This is a genomic window from Clostridium sp. Marseille-QA1073, from assembly GCF_054863625.1.
On sequence record NZ_JBSVQM010000025.1, the window covers coordinates 1 to 24,966 of the forward strand.

Here is a 24,966-nt window from a genome sequence, read left to right on the forward strand (position 1 = left end):
ATTATAAAAAAGGAGAATTTTTCTCCAGTAGTGTTTTAGAAAAAATTCTTTTATTTAGATGGAGAATATGAGTCAAGTACAATATCTAAGTGACCAGAATATAGTGAAGAAAACTTATTTAAAGATGCAGAAGAAAAAATGACCTATGTTATAGAAGCCATTAAGACTGTTAGAAATATAAAGGCTGAAATGAAGGTTCCATCTTCAAGAAAAGCTAAATTAATGATACTTGCTGCAAGCGAAGCTAAAGAAGCCTCTGAAAAAGGAATAATGCATTTTAAAAAATTAATTTCTGCTAGTGAGGTTGAATTCTTAGTTTCTAAAGAACAAATCTCAGAAAATGTTGTATCCGCAGTTACTAAAGGAGCTGAAATATTTCTTCCTCTATTGGATTTAATAGATATAGAAAAGGAATTAGAAAGATTAAATAAGGAAAGAGAAAAGCTAGAAAGTGAAATTGATAGAGTAGAAAAGAAGCTTTCTAATAAAAAATTCGTTGCAAAAGCACCACAGGCTATAGTTGATGATGAAAAAGCTAAAGGTGAAAAATATAAAGAAATGCTTAAAGCTATAGTTGAGAGAATTGAAGGTTTAAAATAAATAGTAGTAATTTATATTTAAGTGAAGTAGTAAACGCAGCAACTTTAGTAATAGATATAAAAACTATAAAAGTGAAACTAATAGATATGTTCCAGCATAAGGCACATGCGGAATGTTATGTGTTGCTAAAAAAGCTAAAAAATAAATGGATGATTTTTGAATCTTTAAAAGATCTTTGGGGCTCAGCTAATTCTAAATATTCATATAATTGGAACTATATTATAATTTGTGGTAAACTATTTGAAAGGTATTTATAAGAAATTAAGGAGAGGGGGGAAATAACTTTATGACTACACCTGCATTTAATGCGTAGCAGAGGCTATTGCATTAATATTAATAAATAATAGTAAAATATAAAATAGCCTTTGCTCAATCCTAAAATGAATTTATATTTAGGAGGAGCATATTAATGAGCTATGTTAAAGCAACAGAAGTGTTGCCAAAGGAAGTATTAGATTTAATTCAAGAATACGTTGAAGGTAAATATATTTATATTCCCAAAAAGGAATGTAATAGAAAGCCTTGGGGAGAGACTACTAAGAGCAAAAAGGAAACCTATAATAGAAATTTGCAGATTTATAAGAAATATAAAGAGGGGGTACCTGTAAAAGCTCTTTCTGAAATGTATTATTTATCTCCCAAAAGTATACAAAGAATTATTTTAAAAATAAAAAGAGAAATCTAATAATAAAATGCACCATAAGCAAAATGCTTAATGGCGCATTTTTATTTCAGAAAAATGTTGTAGGTTGATAGGGGGATTTACCTAGTGATATCATTTAAATAGAATTTTCAAGGAAGGATAGTATCAATGGTAAGACAAGTGAAGTATAAATAATTAGTAAAAACAATTTAGTATATAGTTAGGGGATTATAATCCCAATAAATATAATTAAAAAGATTTTATTATTAGTATAGCAATTGAATCTGGAGTAAATTTATATAGTTAATTTAAATATTAGAATATATAGATATAATTTTTGAGATAAGAAACATTAAGAAATAATTTTTATGTTTAGAACTTTTATAAATTTAGCTATTAAAAGAAATGTATATGTTTTGTCATGTTCTTTTAATTTGCATATTTTTGTATTTGATATGTTATTAGATAGCATACTTGACGTATGTTTTTTTCATGTAATAGATAGGTTTTTGTATATATATTTTGCATATATAGTATATCAATAATCCTATTGAGGTTGTAAATAAAATCTAATTTCATTATAGCCTTTTTATTTTTTATAAGGGGTGAGTTTATGCCAATGTATTTTTAATAAGCAAAAGAATAAAAAATAATAAAAGGGAGTTTTTATAATGGCAAAATGTTATGTATGTGAAAAATCGACAGTTTACGGGAAGCAAATTGGTAAGTCCCGTTCTCATGTAAGTGGAAGATCAAATAGATCTTTTAAGCCAAACTTAAAAAAAGTTAAAATATTAGAGGATGGTACACCAAAAACAATATATATTTGTACAAGATGCTTACGTTCTAATATTGTAACAAGAAATATAAAACAATAGAAATTACTTTGCTTTCTAAAGTATATATGAAGTTATATGCCAGTGTGATTTATGATATTCATTACACTGGTTTTTGAAATAATTCTAGTTAGAGAAATTTAAAATAATAGGTATATTAGTAGTTGAAATTATTTTAAATGAGGAAGATTTAATGGTTCATTTGCTAAAACACAAAATTTCAGGAATAAGAAGCATTAAAGAATCATCAATTATAAGTTTTACTGAAAACGATGGACTTTGGAGTGAATGAGAGAAAATATATAATAATTTATAAGATGAGGATAGAATAAATACTACCTTGTCTTTTTTTATGTTTATAAAGATGAAATGCTTAAGTGTAAAAAATACTATAGGATGAATATTTGAATTATTATTTAATGTGTAAGAAGAAGACTATGGGTGAAAAATCTTTTTATAAAGAAATGTAGAATGATTAAAAAAGTACAGATGATTATGCTTTCCAAGATATTAAATATTGGAGTAACTTACTGAATATGAAGATATGAAAGTTATTATATATATTGATCTGGCAATTAAAGCTGGCGCTAAATGATTATTCGTTAATAACTGTTTTAAGAAAATATAAAAAAACAGGTCAGATATATTATAGATTAAACTTATATAATGCGCTTCAAAATAATTTATTCAAGACGCTAAGAGTTTAAGATTTTATGATAGAGAATTATTGTTTTAAACAACTTAAGAAAATTATTGAATTTATAGATATATATACTATAATTTAATTATGGCTGATGAAAGGGGAGATTGGGAATGACATGTCCAAAATGTGGGACAAAAATTCAAGAGGAAAGTTTGTTTTGTAACAAATGTGGTTCAAGATTACATGAAAAGATTAATGAGGTGACGAAAGACAATGATATGAGGCAGGATATTTATGAGGAAAGTGAAGGTAATAAAAAACAAGATAATATAAATATAAAAAATAATAAAATTGCTAAAAATAAAATCATTTTAATTGCTCTTATATTAATTTTAATAGTAGGAGGCTTTGTTGGATATAAATACTATGATAAGAATAAAAAAGCAGAAGAAGCAAAAAAATATCATGAAAAATATGAATTAACTTTTGCAAAAACAACCCTTGATATTTTAACTGAAACATATACTTCACAACTTATGTGTAGCCAAATTTCAGACACATGGAGAAATGCTATTGATTCGTCATATAAAGATTTTAATACAGAAATAGCAAAGCAACAAAAACAGTGGGAAGATAAAGGTGTGTTTAAAGAAAGAGAAACTGCAAAGAATAACATTGAAAAAAATATGAAGGAATTACGTAATCCACCTGAAGATTATGAAGAAGCTTATAAATTATTTGTAGATTTATATAGTATATATGGACAAATTTATAGCCAAGCTACATCACCACAAGGCTCACTAATGACATATAACCAAGATGTAAATCAAAAATCAAGTGAATTTAATCAAATTTATGATAAGATAAAGATTTTAGAGCCTGACATTGAAGCAAAAGCAAAGAAAAAATAACATTACAATAAAGGAAAAAGATATACCACATGGTTTACATGGATTGCCGTTATATAGCTGTTTCTCTGTTCCAAGTTTTGAAAAGAAAAATACTGGGCATTTTATCCTTGAGGGTATTAATACAGAGAGATGTGACAGCAAGGAGTATAACTTTTAATAGAAACTAGTATAAATAAGTATGGTTTTGTACGAAAAAGTGTTAATGAAAATGAAGAAAGAATTTTTATAAAGGCAAAAGCACTTATAGATGAAATTAATATTACGGAAGTTCAAAATTTAGAATTGTGGATATTTCTCAGCATTAATCTTCCACCCCTGGGGTGCAGTATGATATGGTGCTGTATCTGCAACATTAACTAATATTTAAATTATATTGCTTATCTCCATAATCTTAGTGTAAAATCACTAAGATTATTCCGAACTATACTGCACCTCAGGGGAACCCTTACGGGCTTCGCTACTGTTCCCCTGAGGTGGTAAGTCTGGTGAACACTGTTCGCCTCTACAATAAAACACTAGCAATTGTATTGCTAGTTAAAAAATCCATTAAAGAAATTATTTTGATCAAAAATAATTTCCACCTTAATTGTGCATTGTGCATTTTGCATTGTGAATTGAAATACTCAAGGATATAGCTATATTTAGCTATATATTAATTTTTAAGGTAGTTTATCTATAATTATATTTGCCGTGCTTGATTTGTTATAGTTCAACATCTAAATTTTGTGCAAACTAAATATAATCCTTATTTTATCCCATAAAAATTGAAATGAAATTAAATTAAGAGAATAAAAAATTCCTCAGATATATTCAGGAAGAATATATCTAAGGGAATTTTTTATCCATATATTTTTTCTTCAAAGCCACTAAAAGTAAGAGTTATATTTAAATTTCCATTTCTACATCTTAGCTCATCTAAAAATTTCTTTTGATTTACATTTGGTTTCAAATAAATCATATAATTTAACTCAAACAATGCTCCAAAATCTCTAGTCTTTACTTTTTGAATATCATAAGAAGTAGTATATTTATCTAATACTTCTTCAAAAACACGCTCATAATTTAAATCTTCTGGAACTGTAATTTTAAGTTGCATAGCACTACCTTTAGGTGCTGCAAAGTTTGTTACAGAAAGTATAATCATTAAAAGACATAAGATAGTTGTAAATATTACACCATAACCTATATAGCCCATACCACAAGTGAGTCCAACTGCTAAAGTAAAGAATACATATGAAATATCTTTTGGGTCTCCAGGAGCACTTCTGAAACGAATTATTGAGAATGCACCAGCTAAACTAAAGGCTCTAGCTACGTTATTACCAACAAGAAGTATTATAATTGATATTATAACCGGCAGCATAATTAATGTAGTTGTAAAGGCAGAATTATATCCACTTTTTTTATTAGTTTTCATATAAGTAATACTAATTGCTAATCCAAGTATGATTGAAGATGCAATAATAATTAATGTATTGATGAGAGTAAAAGATTCTCCAGTAGTTGATGAAATTAAGGTATCTAGCATATTTTTGCTCTCCTTTCGACACCATTATTTTTATTTTCTAGGCAATAATTCATATATTCATTGCCATATTTTGAAAAGTGTGTGTTATATATTTTTAGCTCTGAAAGAATCTTAGTAAACCATAATGGTATGGAACCTAAAAATTTAACCTCCATTAAATAACGATTTTTACCTAAAATATCTGTTCCAAAACATCCATATTCTAGAGATAGAAAATCACGTCTTGTAGTAATTTTAGAGTCAAAGGTTATTCTAAAATCCCTATCTTCTTTTCCAAATAAAGCATTTCTTGTATATCCAATATAAACTGATGGATAAACTGTATTTTTGTTTAGATAATACTCTATTTCATCTAGAACTTGTTTATTTACATAATCATTTGAAATAGGCCTTTCACCAAATTCTAAAAAATTATAAGCTTCTTTTAATGTAAGAACAATTCTTCTTTTGTTTATTATTCCATTTATTTTCTTCTTTAGTTCAAGAAAGACTTTGCTGTCTGGGTTAGTAGGATTACTGTAAGTTCTTAATCTTAACTTTTCTTTGTAATAAGGATTAGATATAGAGTGTCTAATTACATCATTGTTTTTTGTATCGTAATATATATTATAAATATCATAGACTTTTCCAGATTTACAATACTCATCTTGAATCATATACTTATCTAGTTTTAAAAGTAATTCATCATATTGTTTTTGATTTAATATGAACTTTTTTTCAAAACGCTTAAATGCTTTAATAGCCATATGTTTCCCTCCTGTTTTTATAATTTTATTTCTTTGTATGATCAAATTATAAAAAAATAAGCTTAAAAAAATCTTAAACTTTATATATAATTAAAAAACTTTAAATGAATTCGAAAGTTCATGAGAACTATTAATTATAAATAAATTAACAGACAATGGATAAAAGATATTAATATTTTAGAGAAGAATTTATTCTTCTATTTTAAAATTAAAAAATTAGGTAAAAAGTACATAAATTCCAAATTGTATTTACATATATATAAAATAATGGTAAAATAAGCTTGTTAAAAATAATTTAAAAGGAGGTCGTTTGTAAATGAAAAACTTAAGAAGTATAAGTAATTTTGAATTTAATAATGTTTGGAACGACCTTGATGATAATTTTTAAAAATGTTATTTTGATGTTTTAAGTCATGGAGTTCTCTATACTCTATGACTTTTTATATTCTATATTATAGAAGTAGAAGGTCGTGGATAACTTGGTTTTTAGCCAAGAAATATCTATGACTTTTTTATTTTAGGCAAATAGAAGAAAATAATGGATTGAAAATGAGTATATATTTTGTCTCGGACAGGTCGACAAGTACTGCTGAGTGGTTATATCAATAGGTTTTAGTGACAGAGATAAGACAAAATAGACGATTCATACTGATTTATTGTTTCCTTGAATATGTCTTAATATATAAATTTTTATTAACTATGGGGGGACGATTGATATGCAATTTAAAATTAATGAAATGCATCATGGTTTTAAGTTATTAGAAGAAGATAAGATTGATGAAATTCAATCAGTAGCTAGAGTATTTGAACATGTTAAAACTGGGGCAAGACTTTTACATTTAGAAAATGAAGATGATAATAAATTATTTTCTATTGGATTTAGGACAACTCCTACAGATAGTACAGGAGTAGCGCATATTTTAGAGCATTCTGTACTTTGTGGTTCAAGAAAATTCAAAACTAAGGATCCTTTTGGTGACATGGCTAAGAGCTCTTTAAATACTTTCTTAAATGCTATGACTTATACAGATAAAACTATTTATCCTGTTTCAAGCAGAAATCATAAGGATTTTATGAATTTAATGGATGTATATTTAGATGCAGTTTTACATCCTAGAATATATGAAAATCATGAGATATTACGTCAAGAAGGATGGAGATATGAAGTTGATACAAAAACAAATAAGTTATCTTACAAAGGTGTAGTATATAGTGAGATGCAAGGGGCACTGTCTTCTCCGGAACAAGTGATTTGTAGCGATATATACAGTTCACTATTTCCAAATACTACTTATGCTTTTGTTTCAGGTGGAGACCCAGAAGAAATACCTAATCTTACTCAAGAGGACTTTGAAAAGTTCCACAGTAAGTTTTATCATCCATCTAATAGTTATATTTTCTTATATGGAGATCAAAATTTAGAAGAATGTTTAAAATTTATAAATGATGAGTATCTTAATGATTTTGATAGGATAGAAATACCTTCTCATATAGAAAATGTAGAAGCTTTTAAAGCTATGGTAGAAAAGACATCACAGTATTCTATCAGTGAAGATGAAGAGGAAAAAAATAAAGCTTTCTTAGCTCTAAGTTTTGCATTTGAGGAAACAAGCAATGCTATGACATATTTAACTAATGAAATACTTTATAATATGCTCATAGAATCTTCTGCATCTCCTATAAAAGAAGCACTACTTAAAGCAGGAATAGGAGAATGTATAATTACCATTGATGAAATGAATATGGACCCAACAAAACAGATGTTATTTCCGATAGTTGTGAAAAATGCTGATAGCAGCATGAAAGATAAATTTAAAGAGATTGTTTTAAGCACTCTTAAAGATCTTGTGGAAAATGGTATTGATGAAAATCAGTTACAAGCAGCTATAAATACAGTTGAATTTAATCTTCGTGAAGCTGATCCATGGAGAATTGCTAATAAGGGAATTCAATATAATGAAAAGGTACTAAATAGCTGGATATATGACGGAAATCCGCTTGCTCATTTAAAATATGAAAAGAGCCTTAATGATATAAAAGAAGCTATAAAAGATAGATATTTTGAGAATTTCATCGAAAAGAATATGGTGAAAAATTCTCATTGTTCACTAGTAGTTTTAAATCCTAAAAAAGGATTAGAAAATGAAAAAAATAAAGCTTTAGAAGAAAAGCTAGAAAAGTATGGAGTTTCTTTATCGGAAGAAGATTTACAAAAGCTTATAGATAGAAATAAAAAATTACAAGAAGCTCAAGTTAAAGTTGATACCGAAGAAGAAAAGAAAACTATTCCTAAACTGCCTATGGAAGAGATAGATAAAAAAGCAGAACAAATTCCTCAGGAAGTTATAAAAGAGCGAGGAATAACTATACTAAAACACCATATTAACACAAATAAAATAGCATATATAAATTTATTATTTGATGGAAAAATTATTGAAGAAGAATATATTCCTTATTTAGGGCTTTTAGGAGATATTTTAGGGGAACTTGATACGGAAAGAAAAACCTATTCTGAGCTTATTACAGAAATTTATAAAAATACAGGTGGAATAACTTTTAAAAATGAGATTTATACTGAGAAAAATAACGATAGAGTATATCATCCTAAATTTACTATTAAGTCAAAGGTAATTTCAGATAATATCCCTAAGTTATTAGAGTTAATCAATGAAATAATAACTACTACTAAATTTGATGATATGAATAGAATTAAACAAGTTATTCAAGAGATAAAATCAAAACTTCAAATGAGGATTATAAATGCAGGTCACGAAATTGCAATGAATAAAGCATTTTCTAAATTCTCCTATGCTCAAGAATATAAAAATAGGATTAATGGTGCTTCATATTATGAGTTTATATGCAATTTAGAAAAGAATTTTGAAGATAATAGTGATGAAATTAAAAGTAACCTTATAAAGGTATATGAAACTATATTTAATAAAAATAATTTAATTGTTTCAATAGTTGGAGAAGAAACTGAAAGCCAAAAATTACTTTCAAGTATAAATATAATTTTAGACAACATTAAAGACTCTATATGTGAAGTTCCTAAATTTGAATACAAACAAGCAAAAGATGTGGAAGGATTAATAACTGCTAGCAATGTACAATATGTGGTTAAGGGATTCAACTTTGCAAAGCTTGATTATAGGTATTCAGGAAAGATGAAAGTTCTTCAAAACATATTGGAGAGTGAGTACTTATATCCTAGAGTTCGTCTTCAAGGTGGAGCTTATGGCTGTTACATTGATATGAGCAATGATGGCAATTTAGCCTTTTTCTCCTATCGTGATCCAAACCTTGCAAGAACAATAGATGTATATAATGAAACTTACAAGTTCTTGGAAGACGTAGACTTTTCAAAGGAAGATATGGAGAATTTCATAATTGGAACAGTAGGTAGAGTATATAAACCATTGACTCCTGATAAAAAAGGTGAAAAAGCAGTTGGAGACTATATTTGCAATATAACCTATGAAGATATTCAAAGAGAAAGAGATGAAATTTTAAATACAACTATTGAAGATATAAAATCCTATGCAAAAATGATTAAATCTGGAATGGATGAGCATTACTGCTGTGTAGTAGGTAATGAAGGAAAAATTAAAGAAAACGAAGCTATTTTCAATAAGATAAGTAAGTTGTTATAGGATTTGAGTTAATTAGAACTGATACCTAAATCTAATATCAAATTCTAAAAAATACTATAAAATCATTAATAATAAATATAAAAGGGTTGTTGCACAATTAATCAATTAAGCTAGTTGTGTAACAATCCATTTTTTATTTTATACTTATCCATTAAAGTATCCCAATAGTCGTAGAACTTATACTGACATAAGGATGTATATATTGGTTAACATAAAATTGCATAATAAAAGGAATACTTGATATAATAAAAGATATCTTTGGGATAAATATTATCAATTGTAAATTATAGTTAAGAATTATGGTTAGTAACTTATCTAAAGTTTAATTCCGTCTACAAATAAGCTATTTAATTGACAATATGGAATCACTTCACCATAATATTAATTATAATTAACTTTAGCAGGAGGATTTATTAATGAGTGATATGATAAAGGCACATGATTGCAATGTAATTCATGTTGATATACTTAATAAAGTTAAGAAGAATATGCCAAATGAATATGCAATGCGTAATTTAACTGAGTTTTTTAAGATAATGGGTGATGGCACTAGAATTCAGATATTATGTGCTTTAATACAGAATGAAATGTGTGTATGTGATTTAGCAGTATTAATAAATGTTACAAAGTCAGCAATATCACATCAACTAAGATCTCTGAAGGAAGCTCATTTAGTAAAATCAAGAAGAAGTGGCAAAAATGTATTTTATTCTCTTGATGATGAACATGTAAAAGATATTTTAGAAAAAGCATTAGATCACATTATAGAAAAATAGAAAACAATTAAGAAAAATATAAAGATATAGAAGGCTGTTACAGAACAAATATCTTGTATAAGTGTTGATATTAAAGGAAAGTTTAAATCACCACTTATACAAGATATAACTGTAACAGTTTTTTTATTTAATAAATTATAAAATTATGCTTGACAGTTGAGTGATTGCTCAACTATAATAAAGACATAAGTTGAGCGCTCATTCAACTGTTGATGAAAGGATTATTATACTAATGGTAAACAAAAGAGATGATAAGCACTTAAATCAGCATCTTTTAAACAACTTATCAGAATTATTTTGGGTTTTAAGTGATGCAACAAGAATCAGAATTTTATATGCACTAAGTGAAAAAGAAATGTGTGTTTGTGAGCTAGCAAGGCTACTTAATAATAAACAATCTTCAATATCTCATAAATTACGCATACTTAGAAATTCAAAATTAGTAGGTTTTAAGAGAAATGGGAAAAGAAATATATACTTTTTAAATAATCCATACGCAATAGAAATTATTAATAAAGCAATAGAATTTAGGAGGAATTAATTATGAAAAAGAAATTTAGATTACAAGGATTAGATTGTGCAAATTGCGGAGCAAAGATAGAAAATGCAATTAAAAAGTTATCAGTAGTAAATGATGCAACAGTAGATTTTATGACAACAAAATTAATTTTAGAAGCAGATGATGACAAAATGGAAGAAGCTATTAATGCATCTAAGGAAGTAATTAAAAAAATGGAACCAGATATTATTGTAAAGAAAATTTAAAGAGAAGTGATATACTATAAAGAATAAAAAGCATACTTCTTGCAGAGTTTTAAGTGGCATTATTCTTTATAGCACATTTTAAAAATTCATAGCTCATAAATTTTAAAGAAAAAAGAAATATATATTTTTAATAATAAATACACAATAGAAATTATTAATAAAGTAATAAAATTTAGGGGGAATTAATTATGCAAAAGAAATTTAGATTACAAGGATTAGATTGTGCAAATTGTGGAGCAAAGATAGAAAATGCAATTAAAAAATTACCAGTAGTAAAGGATGCAACAGTAGATTTCATGACAACAAAGTTAATCTTAGAAGCAGATGATGACAAAATGGAAGAAGCTATTGAGGCATCTAAGGAAGTAATTAAAAAAATGGAACCAGATATTATCGTAAAGAAAATCTAAAGAGGGGGAAAATGCTATGAATAATAAAAATCGTATTACTCGTATAATCTTAGGTGGGGCATTATTCGTTATAGCATTACTTGCAAAATCAGAGTTTCAATTAGCATTATATTTAATCAGTTACATTATTGTTGGTGGAGATGTTGTATTAAAAGCAGTTAAGAATATTTTTAGAGGACAAGTATTTGATGAAAATTTCTTAATGTGCATTGCAACTGTAGGAGCCTTTATTATTGGAGAATATCCAGAAGGTGTAGCAGTAATGTTATTCTATCAAGTTGGTGAAGTATTCCAAAATTATGCTGTTGATCAATCAAGAAAATCAATTGTTAGTTTAATGGATATTAGACCTGATTATGCAAATGTAAAGCGTGGCAGTGAATTAGTAAAGAGGGATCCAGATGAAGTAAAGATAGATGATATAATTGTAATTAAAGCAGGAGAAAGAATCCCTTTAGATGGGGTTGTTATAGATGGAAACTCTATGATTGATACATCAGCATTAACTGGTGAATCAGTTCCAAGAGAGTTATCTGTAGGCTCAGAAGTACTAAGTGGATGTATTAATATTAATGGAGTTTTAACTGTTCGTGTTACAAAAGGATATGAAGAATCCACTGTAAGTAAGATATTAGATTTAGTAGAGAATGCAAGTAGTAAAAAGTCAAATTCAGAAAACTTTATAACAAAGTTTGCAAGATACTATACACCAGCAGTTGTTATTGTAGCAGCTATATTAGCAGTATTACCACCTCTTTTAATAGAAGGAGCTACATTTAGCGATTGGGTTTCAAGAGCATTAACATTCCTTGTTATATCATGTCCTTGTGCATTAGTTATATCTGTACCATTAAGTTTCTTTGGAGGAATAGGAGCTGCTTCTAAAAGTGGTGTTTTAGTAAAGGGAAGTAACTATTTAGAAGCATTAGCTGAAACAGAAATGGTTGTGTTTGATAAAACTGGAACATTAACAAAAGGTGTATTTAAAGTGCAAGAGATAAATGCAAAAGGCATTTCCAAAGAAAAATTACTTGAGTTAACTGCCTATGCAGAAAATTATTCAAACCATCCAATTTCAATATCTTTAAAACAAGCTTACAATAAGAAAATTGATGAATCAGAAATAGCAGATGTTGAAGAAATCTCTGGACATGGAGTTCGAGCAGTTGTAAAAGGCAAGACAGTATATGCTGGTAATACAAAATTAATGAAAAAGATAAAGATTCCTTACTATAAAGGAGAGATAGTAGGAACAGTAGTACACGTAGCAGTAGATGATAAGTATGCAGGATATATTGTAATTGCAGATGAAGTGAAACCAGATGCGGCAAAAGCAATTCGAGAATTAAAAGAAGCTGATATAAGGCAAACTGTTATGTTAACAGGTGATGCTAATAGTGTTGGTATGAAAGTAGCTAAAGAACTAGCACTTGATAAAGCATATACAGAATTACTTCCAGCAGGAAAAGTTGAAAAAGTAGAAGAATTATTAAGACAAAAATCAGAAAAAGGAAAACTAGCTTTCGTTGGAGATGGAATTAACGATGCACCAGTTTTAGCTAGAGCGGATATTGGTATTGCTATGGGTGGTCTTGGATCAGATGCAGCAATAGAAGTAGCAGATATAGTTATTATGACTGATGAACCATCAAAAATAGCAACAGCAATGAAAATATCAAAGCGTACATTAAGAATTGTAAAACAAAATATTGTATTTGCGCTATCAGTAAAAGCTATAGTTCTTCTTATGGGAGCAGCAGGTATTGCAACAATGTGGGAAGCAGTATTTGCAGATGTAGGAGTATCTGTAATTGCAATCTTAAATGCAACTAGAGTGCTAAATATAAAGAAACTTAAATAGTATTATATGCTATAAAGAAATGAGAGGGGAATTTGAATAACCTCTCATTTTCTTTATAGTTATTGTAAAAAGTTCTGTATTTTCATTCACTTTAAATGGAAAGAAGGGATATAAGTGATTGATACAATAGATTATTACCTTGATATTCTAAAGAAAAATAGTGAGAATTTAACTGTACAGAGAATGAAGTTACTAGAAATTTTTTTAGAACATCCCAAAGGTCATTTTAGTCCAAAAGAATTAGAAGACATCTTAAAATCTAAAAATGAACTAACAAGTTTTTCAACAATATATCGTAATTTAAAAATCTTTAAAAGATTTGATTTTATTAAAAGTATTGCACTAGATAATGGTATTAAAAAATATGAATTAAATAAAATTCCAGTACATAATATTAAGTTATATGTACATTTAATATGTAAAGACTGTAGAGAAATTATAGATTATATTCCAGAGATAGATATAGAAGAGATATTAAAAAGAGAAGATTATAAAGCTTTTAAGGTGAGAAGTATTGATATTAACATATATGGTATATGTGAGAAATGTAGGTAGTTAGATATAATGTGATTGTAAAAAAAAGTTTGTGTAAAGTGAATTAAATGTACTCATCCTTGTAAGTAATTAATATAATAAATTATTGCAGGAATGAGTATTTTTATGACGAATATTATAAAAATAGCTTTTAAAAAGCAATTCTAGGCGATTGGAGAGGATTAATGAACAAGTTTATAAAATATATTAAGATTTAGAAGTATTTTTCAAATTGATAAAGAATTACATCTAATATACACTAATTTTAATTTATATTAGAAATAATTATGTAAATGTCAGAATATTAAGTAAAATATAATTACTATTATATTTTAGACTTATTTAGGGGGTAGAGATATGGGGAGAATTTCAGAGCTATTTGCTCCAAAAGATATGACTGAGGGTACACCTTGGAAACGAATTGTTGAATTTGCAATACCTATGTTAATAGGTAATATAGCTCAGCAATTTTATAATACTGCAGATTCTATTATTGTAGGTAGATATGTAGGTGACAATGCACTTGCTGCTGTTGGTAGTGCAGCTCCAATATTAAATCTTCTACTTGTACTTTTTGTTGGAATTGCAACAGGTGCAGGTATTATGGTTGCTCAATATTTTGGTGCAAAAGAGCGTGAGCATTTATCACACACTATTGGTGTTTGTATAACACTTACTGCTATTGCATCAGTAATAATAATGATTATTGGTCCTATTGTAACGCGTCCATTACTTTCTTTTCTTAATACACCAGATTCTATAATAGATTGGTGTGCAGAATATCTTATTATTTATTATGTTGGTATTGCAGGATTTGCTTATTATAATATATTAGCAGGAGTTCTTCGTGGACTTGGTGATTCTTTATCAGCGCTTGTTTTTTTACTTATTGCTACAGTTTTAAATGTAGGACTTGATCTTTGGTTCGTTGCAGGACTGGGACTAGGCGTTCCAGGTGTTGCTCTTGCTACTGTTATTGCCCAAGGAATATCAGCAGTTCTTTGTGTTATTAAATTAGCAAGAATGAAAAACACTTTTGATTTTAGCCTTAAAATGTTAAAACCAAAAAAGGAGTATTCTAGTAAGCTTATAAAACTCGGACTACCATCTGGCCTCACACAGGGAATATTTTCTATTGCAATGATAGCTGTCCAATCTCTAACTAATAGCTTTGGAGAAATGGTTATTGCATGTAATGTAATTGTTATGCGTGTAGATGCTTTTGCTATGATGCCTAACTTTACCTTTGGTAATGCCATGACAACTTATTCTGGACAAAATATTGGTGCGAGAAAAATGGATAGAGTTGAAAAAGGAACTAAAGATGGTACCATAATTGCTGTTAGTGTTTCTACTGTGATAACAATATTAATATTAATTTTTGGTAAATACCTTATGGGGATATTTACAGATACTAAAGAACTAGTTGATTTGAGTATGCATATGATGAAAATCCTTGCAGTAGGTTACATTGCAATGGCAGTAACACAGAGTTTATTAGGAGTAATGAGAGGTGCTGGAGATACAATGACGCCTATGTGGATTTCAATAATTACTACAGTAGTTCTACGTGTACCAGTTGCATATGGCATTGCTTATTTAACCCGTAGTGCAGCTTATCCTACAGGTAGACCAGAATCTACTTTTATTTCATTGCTTGTTTCCTGGACAATGGGAGCTATTATAACCGTAATTTTCTTTAAGAGAGGTAAATGGAAGAATAAAGGATTTGCTGGACATGATTTAACAATTTAATTCAATTCACAGGTACATTGATTCTAAAGAGAAAGTTAAGGTTTAAAATTAGTTTTGATCAAAACTAATTTCTTTAATAGATTTTTTACTAGCAATGCAATTGCTAGCTTTTTCACCTCTGGGGAACAGTTTAATCAATGGAGAATTAAAAATGGACAATGCACAATTACGGATATTTCTCAGCAACTGCTGAGAAATTTAAAATTGATTAACTGTAGTGGCGAACAGTGTTCGCCATAAGATCTAAGTCGATTCCCATTATCAGATATTGGATAGATAGCTAATATTTTAAAAATATGGGGACGGTTCATTACAAATTATAAAATGAAAATTATTAAAAAGAATGAATCGTTTCTTAATTCAATTCACAATTCATAATTTTGGATATTTCTCAGCAACTGCTTATAAATTTAGAATTGATAAATTGTAGGGGAGAACAGTGTTCTCCAGAAAACCCAAATTGGACTCTATTACCATATGTTGGTCAGGAAATTGATATTTCAATAAATACTATTTTAAAATATTATCTTAATACTAAAATTGATAGATATATTATTATGGTAAAGCATATTCGGAGAATCAAGTAGAAAAATTTAATAATATTAAATATATAAAAAATGGCGAACAATGTTCGCCGCTACAAAAATTAATCTCAAATTGTCTACTTAAATGAAAGATTTCTCATAAATTCATACAATCACTTTTCTCTTCTTTTAGAGATGGCCAAACTGTAAATAGCATTGTTACGTAACAAGCTGTTCCGCCTAAGAAGTTTGAAATTGGTTCTGCTAAAAATACTCCTGTAGTCCCCAAGTTGAACATTCTTGGTAAAATTAAAGTAAGAGGAACTACAATAATTATTTTACGAAGCAGTGAAAAGAATACTGCTTGTTTAGATTTACCTAAGGCAACATAGGTAGATTGTCCTGCAAATTGTAATGACATAGCAAAGAAACCAAAGAAATAAATATTCATTGAAGGAATACCCTTTTGAATTAGTTCAGGTTCGCTATTGAATATTCGTATAAAAAACTCTGGAAACATTCTTAAAGTGAGCCAAATTAAAGTTGTATATACAATACAAACTATAGACATAAATTTAATTCCACTTCGTACTCTTTTATATTCTTTTGCACCATAATTGAATCCTAAGACAGGTTGAGATCCATTAGTAATACCACTTACTGGCATCATAATAATTTCACGAATTGAATTAATCACTGTCATAATACCTACATATAAGTCTCCACCGTAAGATTGTAAAGTAATATTACAAATAATTTGAACGGTACTATTAGTAAGTGCCATAATAAAGGTAGATAATCCAAGAGAAACAATTCTTTTCAATATGGATAAATCTATTTTAAAGTTTTTAAATTTAAGCTTTAATATTGTATTTTTTCCTGTTAAAAATTTTAATACCCAAAGTGATGATAAAAATTGTGATATTATGGTAGCAAAGGCTGCACCCTTAACTCCCATGTTAAATACAAAGATAAAAATAGGATCTAAGACAATATTTACAATAGCACCTAAAAGAATAGTCATCATACCCATTCTGCCAAAGCCTTGAGAGTTAATAAAGCTATTCATTCCAAGACTAATCATAACAAAAATAGTTCCTAGTAGATAAATACTAATATAGTCATTAGCATAGGAAAATGTAGCATCACTAGCACCAAAAAGAAAAAGCAGCGGTTTTTTAAAAATTAATCCTAATAGTGTAAGCGATATACCAGAGATAATCAAAAGAGCAAAGGAATTACCCATAATTTTTTCAGCTTCTTCATTGTCTCCTCTACCTCGCGCAATAGAACAAAGTGGTGCTCCACCCATACCAAAGAGATTCGCAAATGCCATTATAATTGTAATAATGGGAAATGTAACTCCAATACCAGTAAGAGCCAAAGTTGATGCATTTGGAAGTCTACCAATATACATACGATCAACTATGTTATAAAGTATATTGATCAATTGAGCTAAAGTCATTGGTAATGCTAAGCTTAGTATGCTTTTTGGCACACTTCCTTTAGTAAAATCATTTTTTCGTTTCATTACCTACCTCCTAAAGATATATTGTAGAGGTATAAACTACATTTTTAACTTAGGCATACTTAAATAAATAATGAAACACTATAAGGACTAGTGTTTTTTATATGACTTATACCTTTATAACTATACAAGTTTTGAACTCTAAGTATTAAGTATTGGAAGCAACTTCGCAAACTATATAATTAGTTAGAAACTAAAAATCCATTTCTAATTTTCAATACCCAATTCTTAATTTTCAATTAACAGGTTAATAAGTTAAGATTTAAGCATGCATACATATGTAGTAAAAAATAACCCCAAAGTTTATTATACACCATAAATAATGGAAAAAGGGCTTATTACACAGGTCAATGTTATAAATATTACAGATAGATATATTAAATTAACTTTTGTGATATAATATGGATATTCTAGTAAACTAATTTATGGGAGTGATTAATATGGGAATTAAAATACTTGATAAATTAAATCCCATTTGTGAAATATTTGGATTGATTTATATGAGCCAGAACTACGATGAAGTTACTAATCTATTAATAAAAGATCTTAATAATAATGGAATTAATGGAGAACTATTTATAAAGAAAAATCTTAAGATTATTGATAAATATATAGAGACGTTTAATAAACATAAGGTTGTTAATGAAAGTGAAGTATTCTTTTTTGATGAAGATGATACAGATATTTTCTTGTTAATTGCATTTACTCTAATTAATAATGAAGATTTAATAAATTCCATAGATAATATGAAAAATGAAGAGTTTAAAGCTATAATTTTAGATGTTTATAATGAGCAATTTGAACAAGATAGAACTATAGATTCTATTAGTACATTAAATAATATAATAGAATTTATAAAAGAATTAGACCTTAAAGAAAATACTAAATGGAAGTTAATGATTATTTTAAATGATCCTAAGAAGTATTATAAATCACTAATTAAAACAATAGAAGATAATAGAAATGCTTATAATGAAGCTTATAAAGCTGTTGAGAAGCCATTATCTAAATTAATAAGTAATTATATTAAATATGTTAATTCAGATAAATGTGAGGTATTAAATAATATTATAAAAAATGATAATAGTAAAATTAATATAATTCCTACATTAGCATTTGGAACTTCATTATTTGAATTTAAAAATACATATTTTGTAGGAGTATTATTTGAGCTTACATACAATGAGTGCATTAATTCTATGGGAAACAAAGGAGAGCTTGTTTTAAAATTAAAAGCCTTAAGTGACAAAAGTAAATTAGAAATAATAGCTCTTTTAAAAGCTGGACCTAAATATAGCTTAGAGATAGCTGAAGCTTTAAATCTTACTCCAGCTACAGTTTCATACCATATGGGATCATTATTAGAGCGTAGTATGGTTGTTGTTGAAAAAAAGCAAGGTAAGGTATACTACAATTTAAATAAAATTGGATTAAAAAATTTTATAGATGAACTTAATAGTACATTATTATAGGAAAGTCTCTCAGTATAACTGGGAGATTTTTTTATTTTGGCTATGTTAAATAGTATTGTTGATTTTCACTTAAAACAAAAGGATTCACAATTATGAAGTCCTTTTGTTTTTTGGTTTGATTAAAACTCACATCAATAATAACGACAAATATCAATTTATCACTTTACACTCTTTTGGTAAATTATTTTCATGTATCCATGCTTCTATCATATGATTAAAGAAGTCGGGCATTGCTAAAGAAACCCCATGTCCAATTTTAGATATAATCACGCCTATACAATTTGAATTAGCTTCTACAATATCTTTTGCAGAATTTTTCATAATAGCTTTTTCTTTTTTACCCACAGTAACTAATATCTTTCCGTTTGCTTTTTTAAAATCTTTAGGTATTTCAAAGGACATATTTTCTTCTAGTACTCTAACAAGAGTGTCCAGTTTTATTTGGCAACTTTCTTCATAATATTTCTCAAAATAGTCTTCACTTACATACAATGTTTTTGCCTGTAGTTTGGAAAACCACCTATTTTTAATTAATGGAAAGGATAATTTAATAGTAGGTTTTATTAATTTTTGGGTGAATAGAGTTGGTCTGACCAAAGCACTATTTATTATTGCAAAATCAATTAAATCTGGTTTCATACTTAGTATTTGAATAATTACTTGAGAACCTAATGAAAAACCAATTAGAATTACTTTCTTTCCTCTTCCTTTTTCTTCGATTAATTTAATTAATTCTTCTGCACTACCTTTTATAGAAAAATTAATTTCATAATTGTTTAACCCATGTTCAGGTAAGATTGGAACAATGCAATGATAATGAGTGAAGTATTGAATTTGCTTATCCCACATCCAATCACTTACTCCGCCACCATGTAAAAATAGCATCAAGGAAGCATTCTTATCACCGTATTCTTGATAATGTAAAGCCAAATGTTTCACCTCACTTTTTTATAAATTTTATCTTTTTAGTGTTAGTAATATATTCTTCGGTAAGATTTTCAATGTCAGTTAATAATAGATTTGATAAAATTCATATATTTTGATGAGTAAAAATTTCATTAATTGAAAGTAAACAACTTTCAATAATCATTTTTCCTAACTGACAATAACGAAAGTAAATTGATAAAATTTTTAAAAACAATGTAGGTCTACTAAATTTAATTTATTAATTTCTGTAGTGATTCTCTTAATGACATATAAATATCTCTAAACAAATATTCTTTATTTTATTATAGAATATTTATTTGTTTTATCAAATATTAACAGAGTTCATTAATATAGCTTTTATTTTAAGTAATTTAGATGATTATAAAATTTATTTGACAAGTATCTAATTTAATAATATGATAATAACATGAATTATATAATCATCTAATTAATTAGATGATTATATAATTGAATTTATTTAAATTAGGAGAAGTGCTATGAGAGAATGTATTAAGAAAAATAAGCTATTATTAGTATTAACGGTTATATTCAGCGTAATATCATCAGTAGCTTTGGTAGGATTATCATTATTTATCCAAACTACTATAGATTATGTTACTGCTGGAAATATGGAAGGTTTTAAAAGGATATTAATATATTCAGTAGGATATGGTATTCTTATAGGATTACTATATTTTATATATGATATTTTAAGTAAAATGTTTATTAGAAATTTATTAAAAATGCTAAGAAACAAGGCGTTCTTTGGGATACTTAGAAGAAACTATAAGGATTTCAACTCTAAAAATACAGCGGATTATATTTCAGTATTAACAAATGATATGAAGTTAATAGAAGAGAATTACATTGTTCCGTTGCTTTTAATTTTTCAATATGGTGTTATGTTTATTGTAACAGTTATTCTCTTACTATATTTAAGTCCATTGGTTACATTAGGAATATTCATAAGTATGCTATTAATTTTTATAGTACCAAGTCTTTTTGGAAAAGCTTTAGAAAAGAAACAATTGGAACTTTCAAATAGACTATCATTCTTTACTTCTAAACTTAAGGATATATTTTCTGGATATGATGTTATTAGGTCATATAATTTAAAAGATAGTATAGGTAAAGAATTTGAAGAAGAAAATAATAATTTAGCTAATGCAAAATTTGCAGCTGATAAAATATTTGTAATAAATGAATCTCTATCTCAAACATTAGGCATGGGAACACAATTTGTAGCTATATTTTTATCATCATATTTAGTTATAAAGGGTAACTTAACCATGGGAATGCTTATTGCTATTGTTCAGCTTTCAGGTACTTTTGTACAACCTGTAATAATGATAATGAGCAATCTTCCTAAGCTTAATAGTGTTAAACCTATAATTAAAAGAATCGATGAATTTTCTGCCTATAAAGATAATGATTTTATAGGTAAAGATAAACCACATTTTAATAATAATTTAGAGGTATCAAACCTGTCTTTTAGCTATGGTAATGGAAGATCTATTATTAATGATATAAGTCTAAAGATAGATAAAAACAAGAAATATGCAATAGTAGGGGGAAGTGGATGCGGTAAGTCTACTTTAATAAAACTAATGCTTGGATATTATTCTGATTTTAGCGGAAATATAAAATTTGATGGAAATAGTATCAAGAATTTAAATATAGAACAATTAAACAAAATGATTTCTATTATACATCAAAATGTTTATATGTTCGATAAAACTATAAAAGATAATATCTGCTTATATAAAGAATTCTCAGAAGAACAGATAAATAAAGTTTTAAATTTAAGTGGTGCAAATAAATTTATAGAAGAAACATCCAATGGATTAAATTATCTAGTTGGTGAAAATGGCAGTAATCTTTCAGGCGGACAAAGACAAAGAATTGCAATCGCCAGAGCTCTAATTCAACAAACACCAATACTTGTATTAGATGAAGGTACATCAGCTATAGATATGCAAACAGCTTATGATATAGAAAGTAAGCTTTTAAATATAAAAGATCTAACATTAATCACAATTACTCATAAAATGAGTGAAGAATTATTAAGCTTATATGACGAGATAATATATATGGAAAATGGACAAATAGTTGAAAGTGGAAACCTTCAAGAATTATTACAAAAGAAAGAGAAGTTTTTTAATTTCTATACAGTATAAGATAAATGTGAACAGTAAAATAAAAATTCATCATAGAAATATGGTGAATTTTTTATTTTATACATATGATGCTTGAGTCATCTGATACAGGGCATAGCTACAGTTTCAGTAAATTTATTTTTGCTTTTCCTAGAAGAAGCTTTTAAAAGTATGTTAAACAAGGATGTTCATTCTAAAACATGCTAATATATGAAGTATTATCTATTTATGGTAGAATAATAGTAATAATCTGAATTAAAAGAATAAAAAGATTGACTAGTTAAGTAGATATTAAAAACAGTTTATGTGGTAGGAAGGGAGAGTTATAATTGGAAAAAGATGTTTTCAATTATTTAGATAAAGATTATAGATATTTAAATAATTATATAAGAGATATTAATAAAACATTATTTACGTCTCCACATAGTTCGATTATTAAAGGGAGAACTTTTATTGAAAATTTAACTCAAGAAATATCCAAGCTAGAGGGATATGGGTTATTAAATATGATGACGCAAGCTGAGAGATTAAGAAAGCTAGAAGAAGAGGAAGTATTAGGAGGAGAAATAGATAAACTATTTCATACAGTTAGAATATTAGGCAATAAAGCTGCACATACAAATTTAGAAGATGATTTGGAGATAGCTTTAAATATACATAAAAACATTTACAAAATAACTTGTTGGTTTGTTGGAACTTATATTGATTATGAATTTGAAGCTATTCCATATAAAAGTCCAATGCCGTTAGAAAATAAAGCTTCAGATATTAATACAGAAAAGATGTCAAAGCTAATGACACAAATGGAAGATTTAATAGCAAAGACTCAAGTAGTAGATAAAAAATACGAAGCAGTGACAGCCGATTCTGACATGGACGGAAAATTAGAATCAGAAGATATTTTTGAAGATCTTATAATTGAAAGTATTATTGATAATAAAGAACTAGATAAGAAATGTTTAGTACAAGAGTTATCTAGGTTAAAAGAATCTTCAAAAGAAGCAGTTGAAGGATTAGGTGAATTTACACCATTTAAAAGATATATGCATATTGAAAGAGAAGCACAAAAAGAATTACAAAACTTAATATTTAAAGCAAATGAATCTAACAAAGCTCAGCTAATTTTAGTTTGTGGTAGTGTTGGAGATGGTAAATCGCATATTATATCTTATTTTAACAATAACTATCCAGATATTATGAAGAACTTTACTCTTCATAATGATGCTACAGAAAGCTTAGAGCCAAATAAGACGTCTATGGATACATTAAATGAAGTTTTAGATAACTTTAGTGATGAAAACATAGAAAAAAGTAATGAAAAATTCATACTTGCTATTAACCTTGGAACGTTAAATAATTTTATAGATTCAAAGTATGGTGAAAGATTTTCTATTCTAAAAAAATATGTTCAGGATAAAAAAATTCTAGAGACTACTATTGAAGATAGTAGCTTTGATGAAAATAACTCATTTCAATTTGTAAATTTTAGTGATTATCACATATTTACCTTAAAAGACGGAGAGGTTTGTTCTAGTTACATAGAATCTTTAATAACTAAAATTATAGATTCATCAGAGTACAATATTTTTCATAAATCATATAAAAAATATTGCACTGATTGCAGCAATTGCGCATGTTGTCCTATTAAGGCTAATTATGAATTGCTAAGTAATGAAAGGGTACAAAAATCAATAGTAGATTTATTAGTTCAATGTATAATCAAGAAAAAAATAATAATTTCTACAAGAGCATTATTGAATTTTATGTATGAGTTAATAGTTCCTAGATCATATATTGATGTTAATTCTCCTATATTTAAAAAGGACATTTATAAAATTAACAATTTAGAGTATGTAAGATCTCTTATGCCAAATATAATTTTTAATAGCAAAGAATTGTCATTTATCTTTGATGCATTAAACAGCGTAGATCCTTTAAATGTTAGGAATCAAGATATAGATGATTTTATAATACAATTTAATAATTCTAAAGATATATTGTCTTATTTTAAAAATTACATTGATTATCCCAATGGATATATTGATAAAATTAATAAAATAGACTTTGAAGAAACAGAGGACAAAAATATACGATTTGAATTATTAAAATTATTTATAAGAAGTTATTATATTTGTGGTAAAGGAGAAATATTTTCACTAAAAGATTGTGTTTATGAGAATTATATGAAAGGTTTGTATTTCTGGAATAAAGGAGATAAACAAAGACTTAAAAGTTTATATGATAATGTTAAAAATGGAATTATTAAATGGAACGGAGAAGCAGAAAAAGATCAAATCAATATTTTTATGGGAAAAAATCAAATCAAATATAAGATAAGTGAGGATTTACAATTAAAGGTGGACACGAGTAATTTACCTAAGAATGATGAAATAGATATTAAAAAGTTTATTACAACTTTAAAATTAAAATATAAAAGTGAAAAATTCGAAAAAGCTTATGAAATAGATATAGATTTTTCATTATACAAGTTATTAATGCAAGTAGTTAATGGATATAGACCTAATAAAAAGGATAAGAATCAATTTATTAAATTTGTGGAATTTATTAATAAACTTGAGGAGATAGGTTCTCAAAATGAAAAACTTATATTTACTGAAAAAAATAGAGATTTTAATAAAAGATATAAATTAGAATATGATACTGAATTTGAATTTTATAGATTTGTGGAGATATAAAA

At 27.2% G+C, this 24,966-nt stretch carries 19 protein-coding genes and 1 pseudogene; 16 read left to right on the forward strand and 4 right to left on the reverse strand.

What is annotated here, in order from left to right; genetic code table 11:
• Positions 1-45 precede the first annotated feature (45 nt).
• From ACY1IQ_RS17665 to ACY1IQ_RS17685, 5 genes and pseudogenes are all read left to right on the forward strand, one after another.
• Positions 46-600 (forward strand): annotated as a pseudogene (locus tag ACY1IQ_RS17665) (valine--tRNA ligase); the annotation flags it as partial.
• Between the two features lie 409 nt (positions 601-1,009).
• Positions 1,010-1,285, forward strand: a complete 276-nt coding sequence (locus ACY1IQ_RS17670; protein WP_461615219.1) for a CD3324 family protein — start codon at positions 1,010-1,012, stop codon at positions 1,283-1,285.
• A 629-nt stretch (positions 1,286-1,914) separates the two neighbouring features.
• Positions 1,915-2,121: a 50S ribosomal protein L28 gene (gene rpmB / locus ACY1IQ_RS17675; protein ID WP_454054899.1), complete on the forward strand. Its 207-nt coding sequence runs from the start codon at positions 1,915-1,917 to the stop codon at positions 2,119-2,121.
• A 771-nt stretch (positions 2,122-2,892) separates the two neighbouring features.
• Complete coding sequence (locus ACY1IQ_RS17680; protein WP_461615220.1) at positions 2,893-3,633, forward strand: zinc ribbon domain-containing protein; 741 nt, start codon at positions 2,893-2,895, stop codon at positions 3,631-3,633.
• Positions 3,608-3,790: a hypothetical protein gene (locus ACY1IQ_RS17685; RefSeq protein ID WP_461615221.1), complete on the forward strand. Its 183-nt coding sequence runs from the start codon at positions 3,608-3,610 to the stop codon at positions 3,788-3,790. Before ACY1IQ_RS17680 ends, ACY1IQ_RS17685 begins: the two co-directional genes overlap by 26 nt.
• A gap of 681 nt (positions 3,791-4,471) precedes the next feature.
• On the opposite strand, the gene ACY1IQ_RS17690 is transcribed toward ACY1IQ_RS17685, so the two are convergent.
• The gene (locus ACY1IQ_RS17690; RefSeq protein ID WP_461615222.1) at positions 4,472-5,161 is read right to left on the reverse strand and encodes a DUF4956 domain-containing protein; all 690 of its coding nucleotides are present in this window, start codon (positions 5,159-5,161) and stop codon (positions 4,472-4,474) included.
• A complete protein-coding gene (locus ACY1IQ_RS17695; protein WP_461615223.1) occupies positions 5,155-5,907 on the reverse strand; it encodes a VTC domain-containing protein in 753 nt (250 codons plus the stop codon). The genes ACY1IQ_RS17690 and ACY1IQ_RS17695 overlap by 7 nt, the downstream gene beginning before the upstream one ends.
• A gap of 716 nt (positions 5,908-6,623) precedes the next feature.
• Here ACY1IQ_RS17695 and ACY1IQ_RS17700 point away from each other — a divergent pair.
• The 8 genes from ACY1IQ_RS17700 to ACY1IQ_RS17735 all read left to right on the forward strand — a co-directional run bounded on the left by ACY1IQ_RS17700 (position 6,624) and on the right by ACY1IQ_RS17735 (position 15,661).
• The gene (locus ACY1IQ_RS17700; RefSeq protein WP_461615224.1) at positions 6,624-9,560 is read left to right on the forward strand and encodes an insulinase family protein; all 2,937 of its coding nucleotides are present in this window, start codon (positions 6,624-6,626) and stop codon (positions 9,558-9,560) included.
• A gap of 416 nt (positions 9,561-9,976) precedes the next feature.
• Positions 9,977-10,336, forward strand: a complete 360-nt coding sequence (locus ACY1IQ_RS17705) for an ArsR/SmtB family transcription factor (protein WP_039633072.1) — start codon at positions 9,977-9,979, stop codon at positions 10,334-10,336.
• A 232-nt stretch (positions 10,337-10,568) separates the two neighbouring features.
• Positions 10,569-10,877, forward strand: a complete 309-nt coding sequence (locus ACY1IQ_RS17710) for an ArsR/SmtB family transcription factor (protein WP_052268093.1) — start codon at positions 10,569-10,571, stop codon at positions 10,875-10,877.
• A gap of 2 nt (positions 10,878-10,879) precedes the next feature.
• On the forward strand, positions 10,880-11,101 hold the full coding sequence (locus ACY1IQ_RS17715; RefSeq protein WP_291565540.1) for a cation transporter: 222 nt from the start codon (positions 10,880-10,882) through the stop codon (positions 11,099-11,101).
• Between the two features lie 188 nt (positions 11,102-11,289).
• On the forward strand, positions 11,290-11,511 hold the full coding sequence (locus tag ACY1IQ_RS17720) for a cation transporter (protein WP_461615225.1): 222 nt from the start codon (positions 11,290-11,292) through the stop codon (positions 11,509-11,511).
• A gap of 16 nt (positions 11,512-11,527) precedes the next feature.
• Complete coding sequence (locus ACY1IQ_RS17725) at positions 11,528-13,372, forward strand: heavy metal translocating P-type ATPase (protein WP_461615226.1); 1,845 nt, start codon at positions 11,528-11,530, stop codon at positions 13,370-13,372.
• Positions 13,373-13,486: 114 nt separating this feature from the next.
• Positions 13,487-13,927: a Fur family transcriptional regulator gene (locus ACY1IQ_RS17730; protein ID WP_461615227.1), complete on the forward strand. Its 441-nt coding sequence runs from the start codon at positions 13,487-13,489 to the stop codon at positions 13,925-13,927.
• A 336-nt stretch (positions 13,928-14,263) separates the two neighbouring features.
• Positions 14,264-15,661: an MATE family efflux transporter gene (locus ACY1IQ_RS17735; RefSeq protein WP_461615228.1), complete on the forward strand. Its 1,398-nt coding sequence runs from the start codon at positions 14,264-14,266 to the stop codon at positions 15,659-15,661.
• A 681-nt stretch (positions 15,662-16,342) separates the two neighbouring features.
• On the opposite strand, the gene ACY1IQ_RS17740 is transcribed toward ACY1IQ_RS17735, so the two are convergent.
• A complete protein-coding gene (locus ACY1IQ_RS17740; RefSeq protein ID WP_461615229.1) occupies positions 16,343-17,716 on the reverse strand; it encodes an MATE family efflux transporter in 1,374 nt (457 codons plus the stop codon).
• A gap of 437 nt (positions 17,717-18,153) precedes the next feature.
• Here ACY1IQ_RS17740 and ACY1IQ_RS17745 point away from each other — a divergent pair, with 437 nt between their 5' ends.
• On the forward strand, positions 18,154-19,185 hold the full coding sequence (locus ACY1IQ_RS17745) for an ArsR/SmtB family transcription factor (protein ID WP_461615230.1): 1,032 nt from the start codon (positions 18,154-18,156) through the stop codon (positions 19,183-19,185).
• 150 nt (positions 19,186-19,335) lie between these two features.
• On the opposite strand, the gene ACY1IQ_RS17750 is transcribed toward ACY1IQ_RS17745, so the two are convergent.
• The gene (locus ACY1IQ_RS17750) at positions 19,336-20,115 is read right to left on the reverse strand and encodes an alpha/beta fold hydrolase (RefSeq protein ID WP_461615231.1); all 780 of its coding nucleotides are present in this window, start codon (positions 20,113-20,115) and stop codon (positions 19,336-19,338) included.
• A gap of 494 nt (positions 20,116-20,609) precedes the next feature.
• Here ACY1IQ_RS17750 and ACY1IQ_RS17755 point away from each other — a divergent pair, with 494 nt between their 5' ends.
• Positions 20,610-22,289: an ABC transporter ATP-binding protein gene (locus ACY1IQ_RS17755; protein WP_461615232.1), complete on the forward strand. Its 1,680-nt coding sequence runs from the start codon at positions 20,610-20,612 to the stop codon at positions 22,287-22,289.
• A gap of 308 nt (positions 22,290-22,597) precedes the next feature.
• Positions 22,598-24,964: a DNA phosphorothioation-dependent restriction protein DptF gene (gene dptF, locus ACY1IQ_RS17760; RefSeq protein ID WP_461615233.1), complete on the forward strand. Its 2,367-nt coding sequence runs from the start codon at positions 22,598-22,600 to the stop codon at positions 24,962-24,964.
• The last annotated feature ends 2 nt before the right edge of the window (positions 24,965-24,966 follow it).

Excerpts from the sequence above, each read along its gene's own strand:
- ACY1IQ_RS17690 (WP_461615222.1), bottom strand. The coding sequence starts at position 5,161 with ATGCTAGATACCTTAATTTCATCAACTACTGGAGAATCTTTTACTCTC.
- ACY1IQ_RS17715 (WP_291565540.1), top strand. The coding sequence starts at position 10,880 with ATGAAAAAGAAATTTAGATTACAAGGATTAGATTGTGCAAATTGCGGA.
- rpmB (WP_454054899.1), top strand. The coding sequence starts at position 1,915 with ATGGCAAAATGTTATGTATGTGAAAAATCGACAGTTTACGGGAAGCAA.
- ACY1IQ_RS17740 (WP_461615229.1), bottom strand. The coding sequence starts at position 17,716 with ATGAAACGAAAAAATGATTTTACTAAAGGAAGTGTGCCAAAAAGCATA.
- ACY1IQ_RS17680 (WP_461615220.1), top strand. The coding sequence starts at position 2,893 with ATGACATGTCCAAAATGTGGGACAAAAATTCAAGAGGAAAGTTTGTTT.
- ACY1IQ_RS17695 (WP_461615223.1), bottom strand. The coding sequence starts at position 5,907 with ATGGCTATTAAAGCATTTAAGCGTTTTGAAAAAAAGTTCATATTAAAT.
- ACY1IQ_RS17710 (WP_052268093.1), top strand. The coding sequence starts at position 10,569 with ATGGTAAACAAAAGAGATGATAAGCACTTAAATCAGCATCTTTTAAAC.
- ACY1IQ_RS17725 (WP_461615226.1), top strand. The coding sequence starts at position 11,528 with ATGAATAATAAAAATCGTATTACTCGTATAATCTTAGGTGGGGCATTA.
- ACY1IQ_RS17700 (WP_461615224.1), top strand. The coding sequence starts at position 6,624 with ATGCAATTTAAAATTAATGAAATGCATCATGGTTTTAAGTTATTAGAA.
- ACY1IQ_RS17705 (WP_039633072.1), top strand. The coding sequence starts at position 9,977 with ATGAGTGATATGATAAAGGCACATGATTGCAATGTAATTCATGTTGAT.
- ACY1IQ_RS17745 (WP_461615230.1), top strand. The coding sequence starts at position 18,154 with ATGGGAATTAAAATACTTGATAAATTAAATCCCATTTGTGAAATATTT.
- ACY1IQ_RS17755 (WP_461615232.1), top strand. The coding sequence starts at position 20,610 with ATGAGAGAATGTATTAAGAAAAATAAGCTATTATTAGTATTAACGGTT.
- ACY1IQ_RS17720 (WP_461615225.1), top strand. The coding sequence starts at position 11,290 with ATGCAAAAGAAATTTAGATTACAAGGATTAGATTGTGCAAATTGTGGA.
- ACY1IQ_RS17670 (WP_461615219.1), top strand. The coding sequence starts at position 1,010 with ATGAGCTATGTTAAAGCAACAGAAGTGTTGCCAAAGGAAGTATTAGAT.
- ACY1IQ_RS17735 (WP_461615228.1), top strand. The coding sequence starts at position 14,264 with ATGGGGAGAATTTCAGAGCTATTTGCTCCAAAAGATATGACTGAGGGT.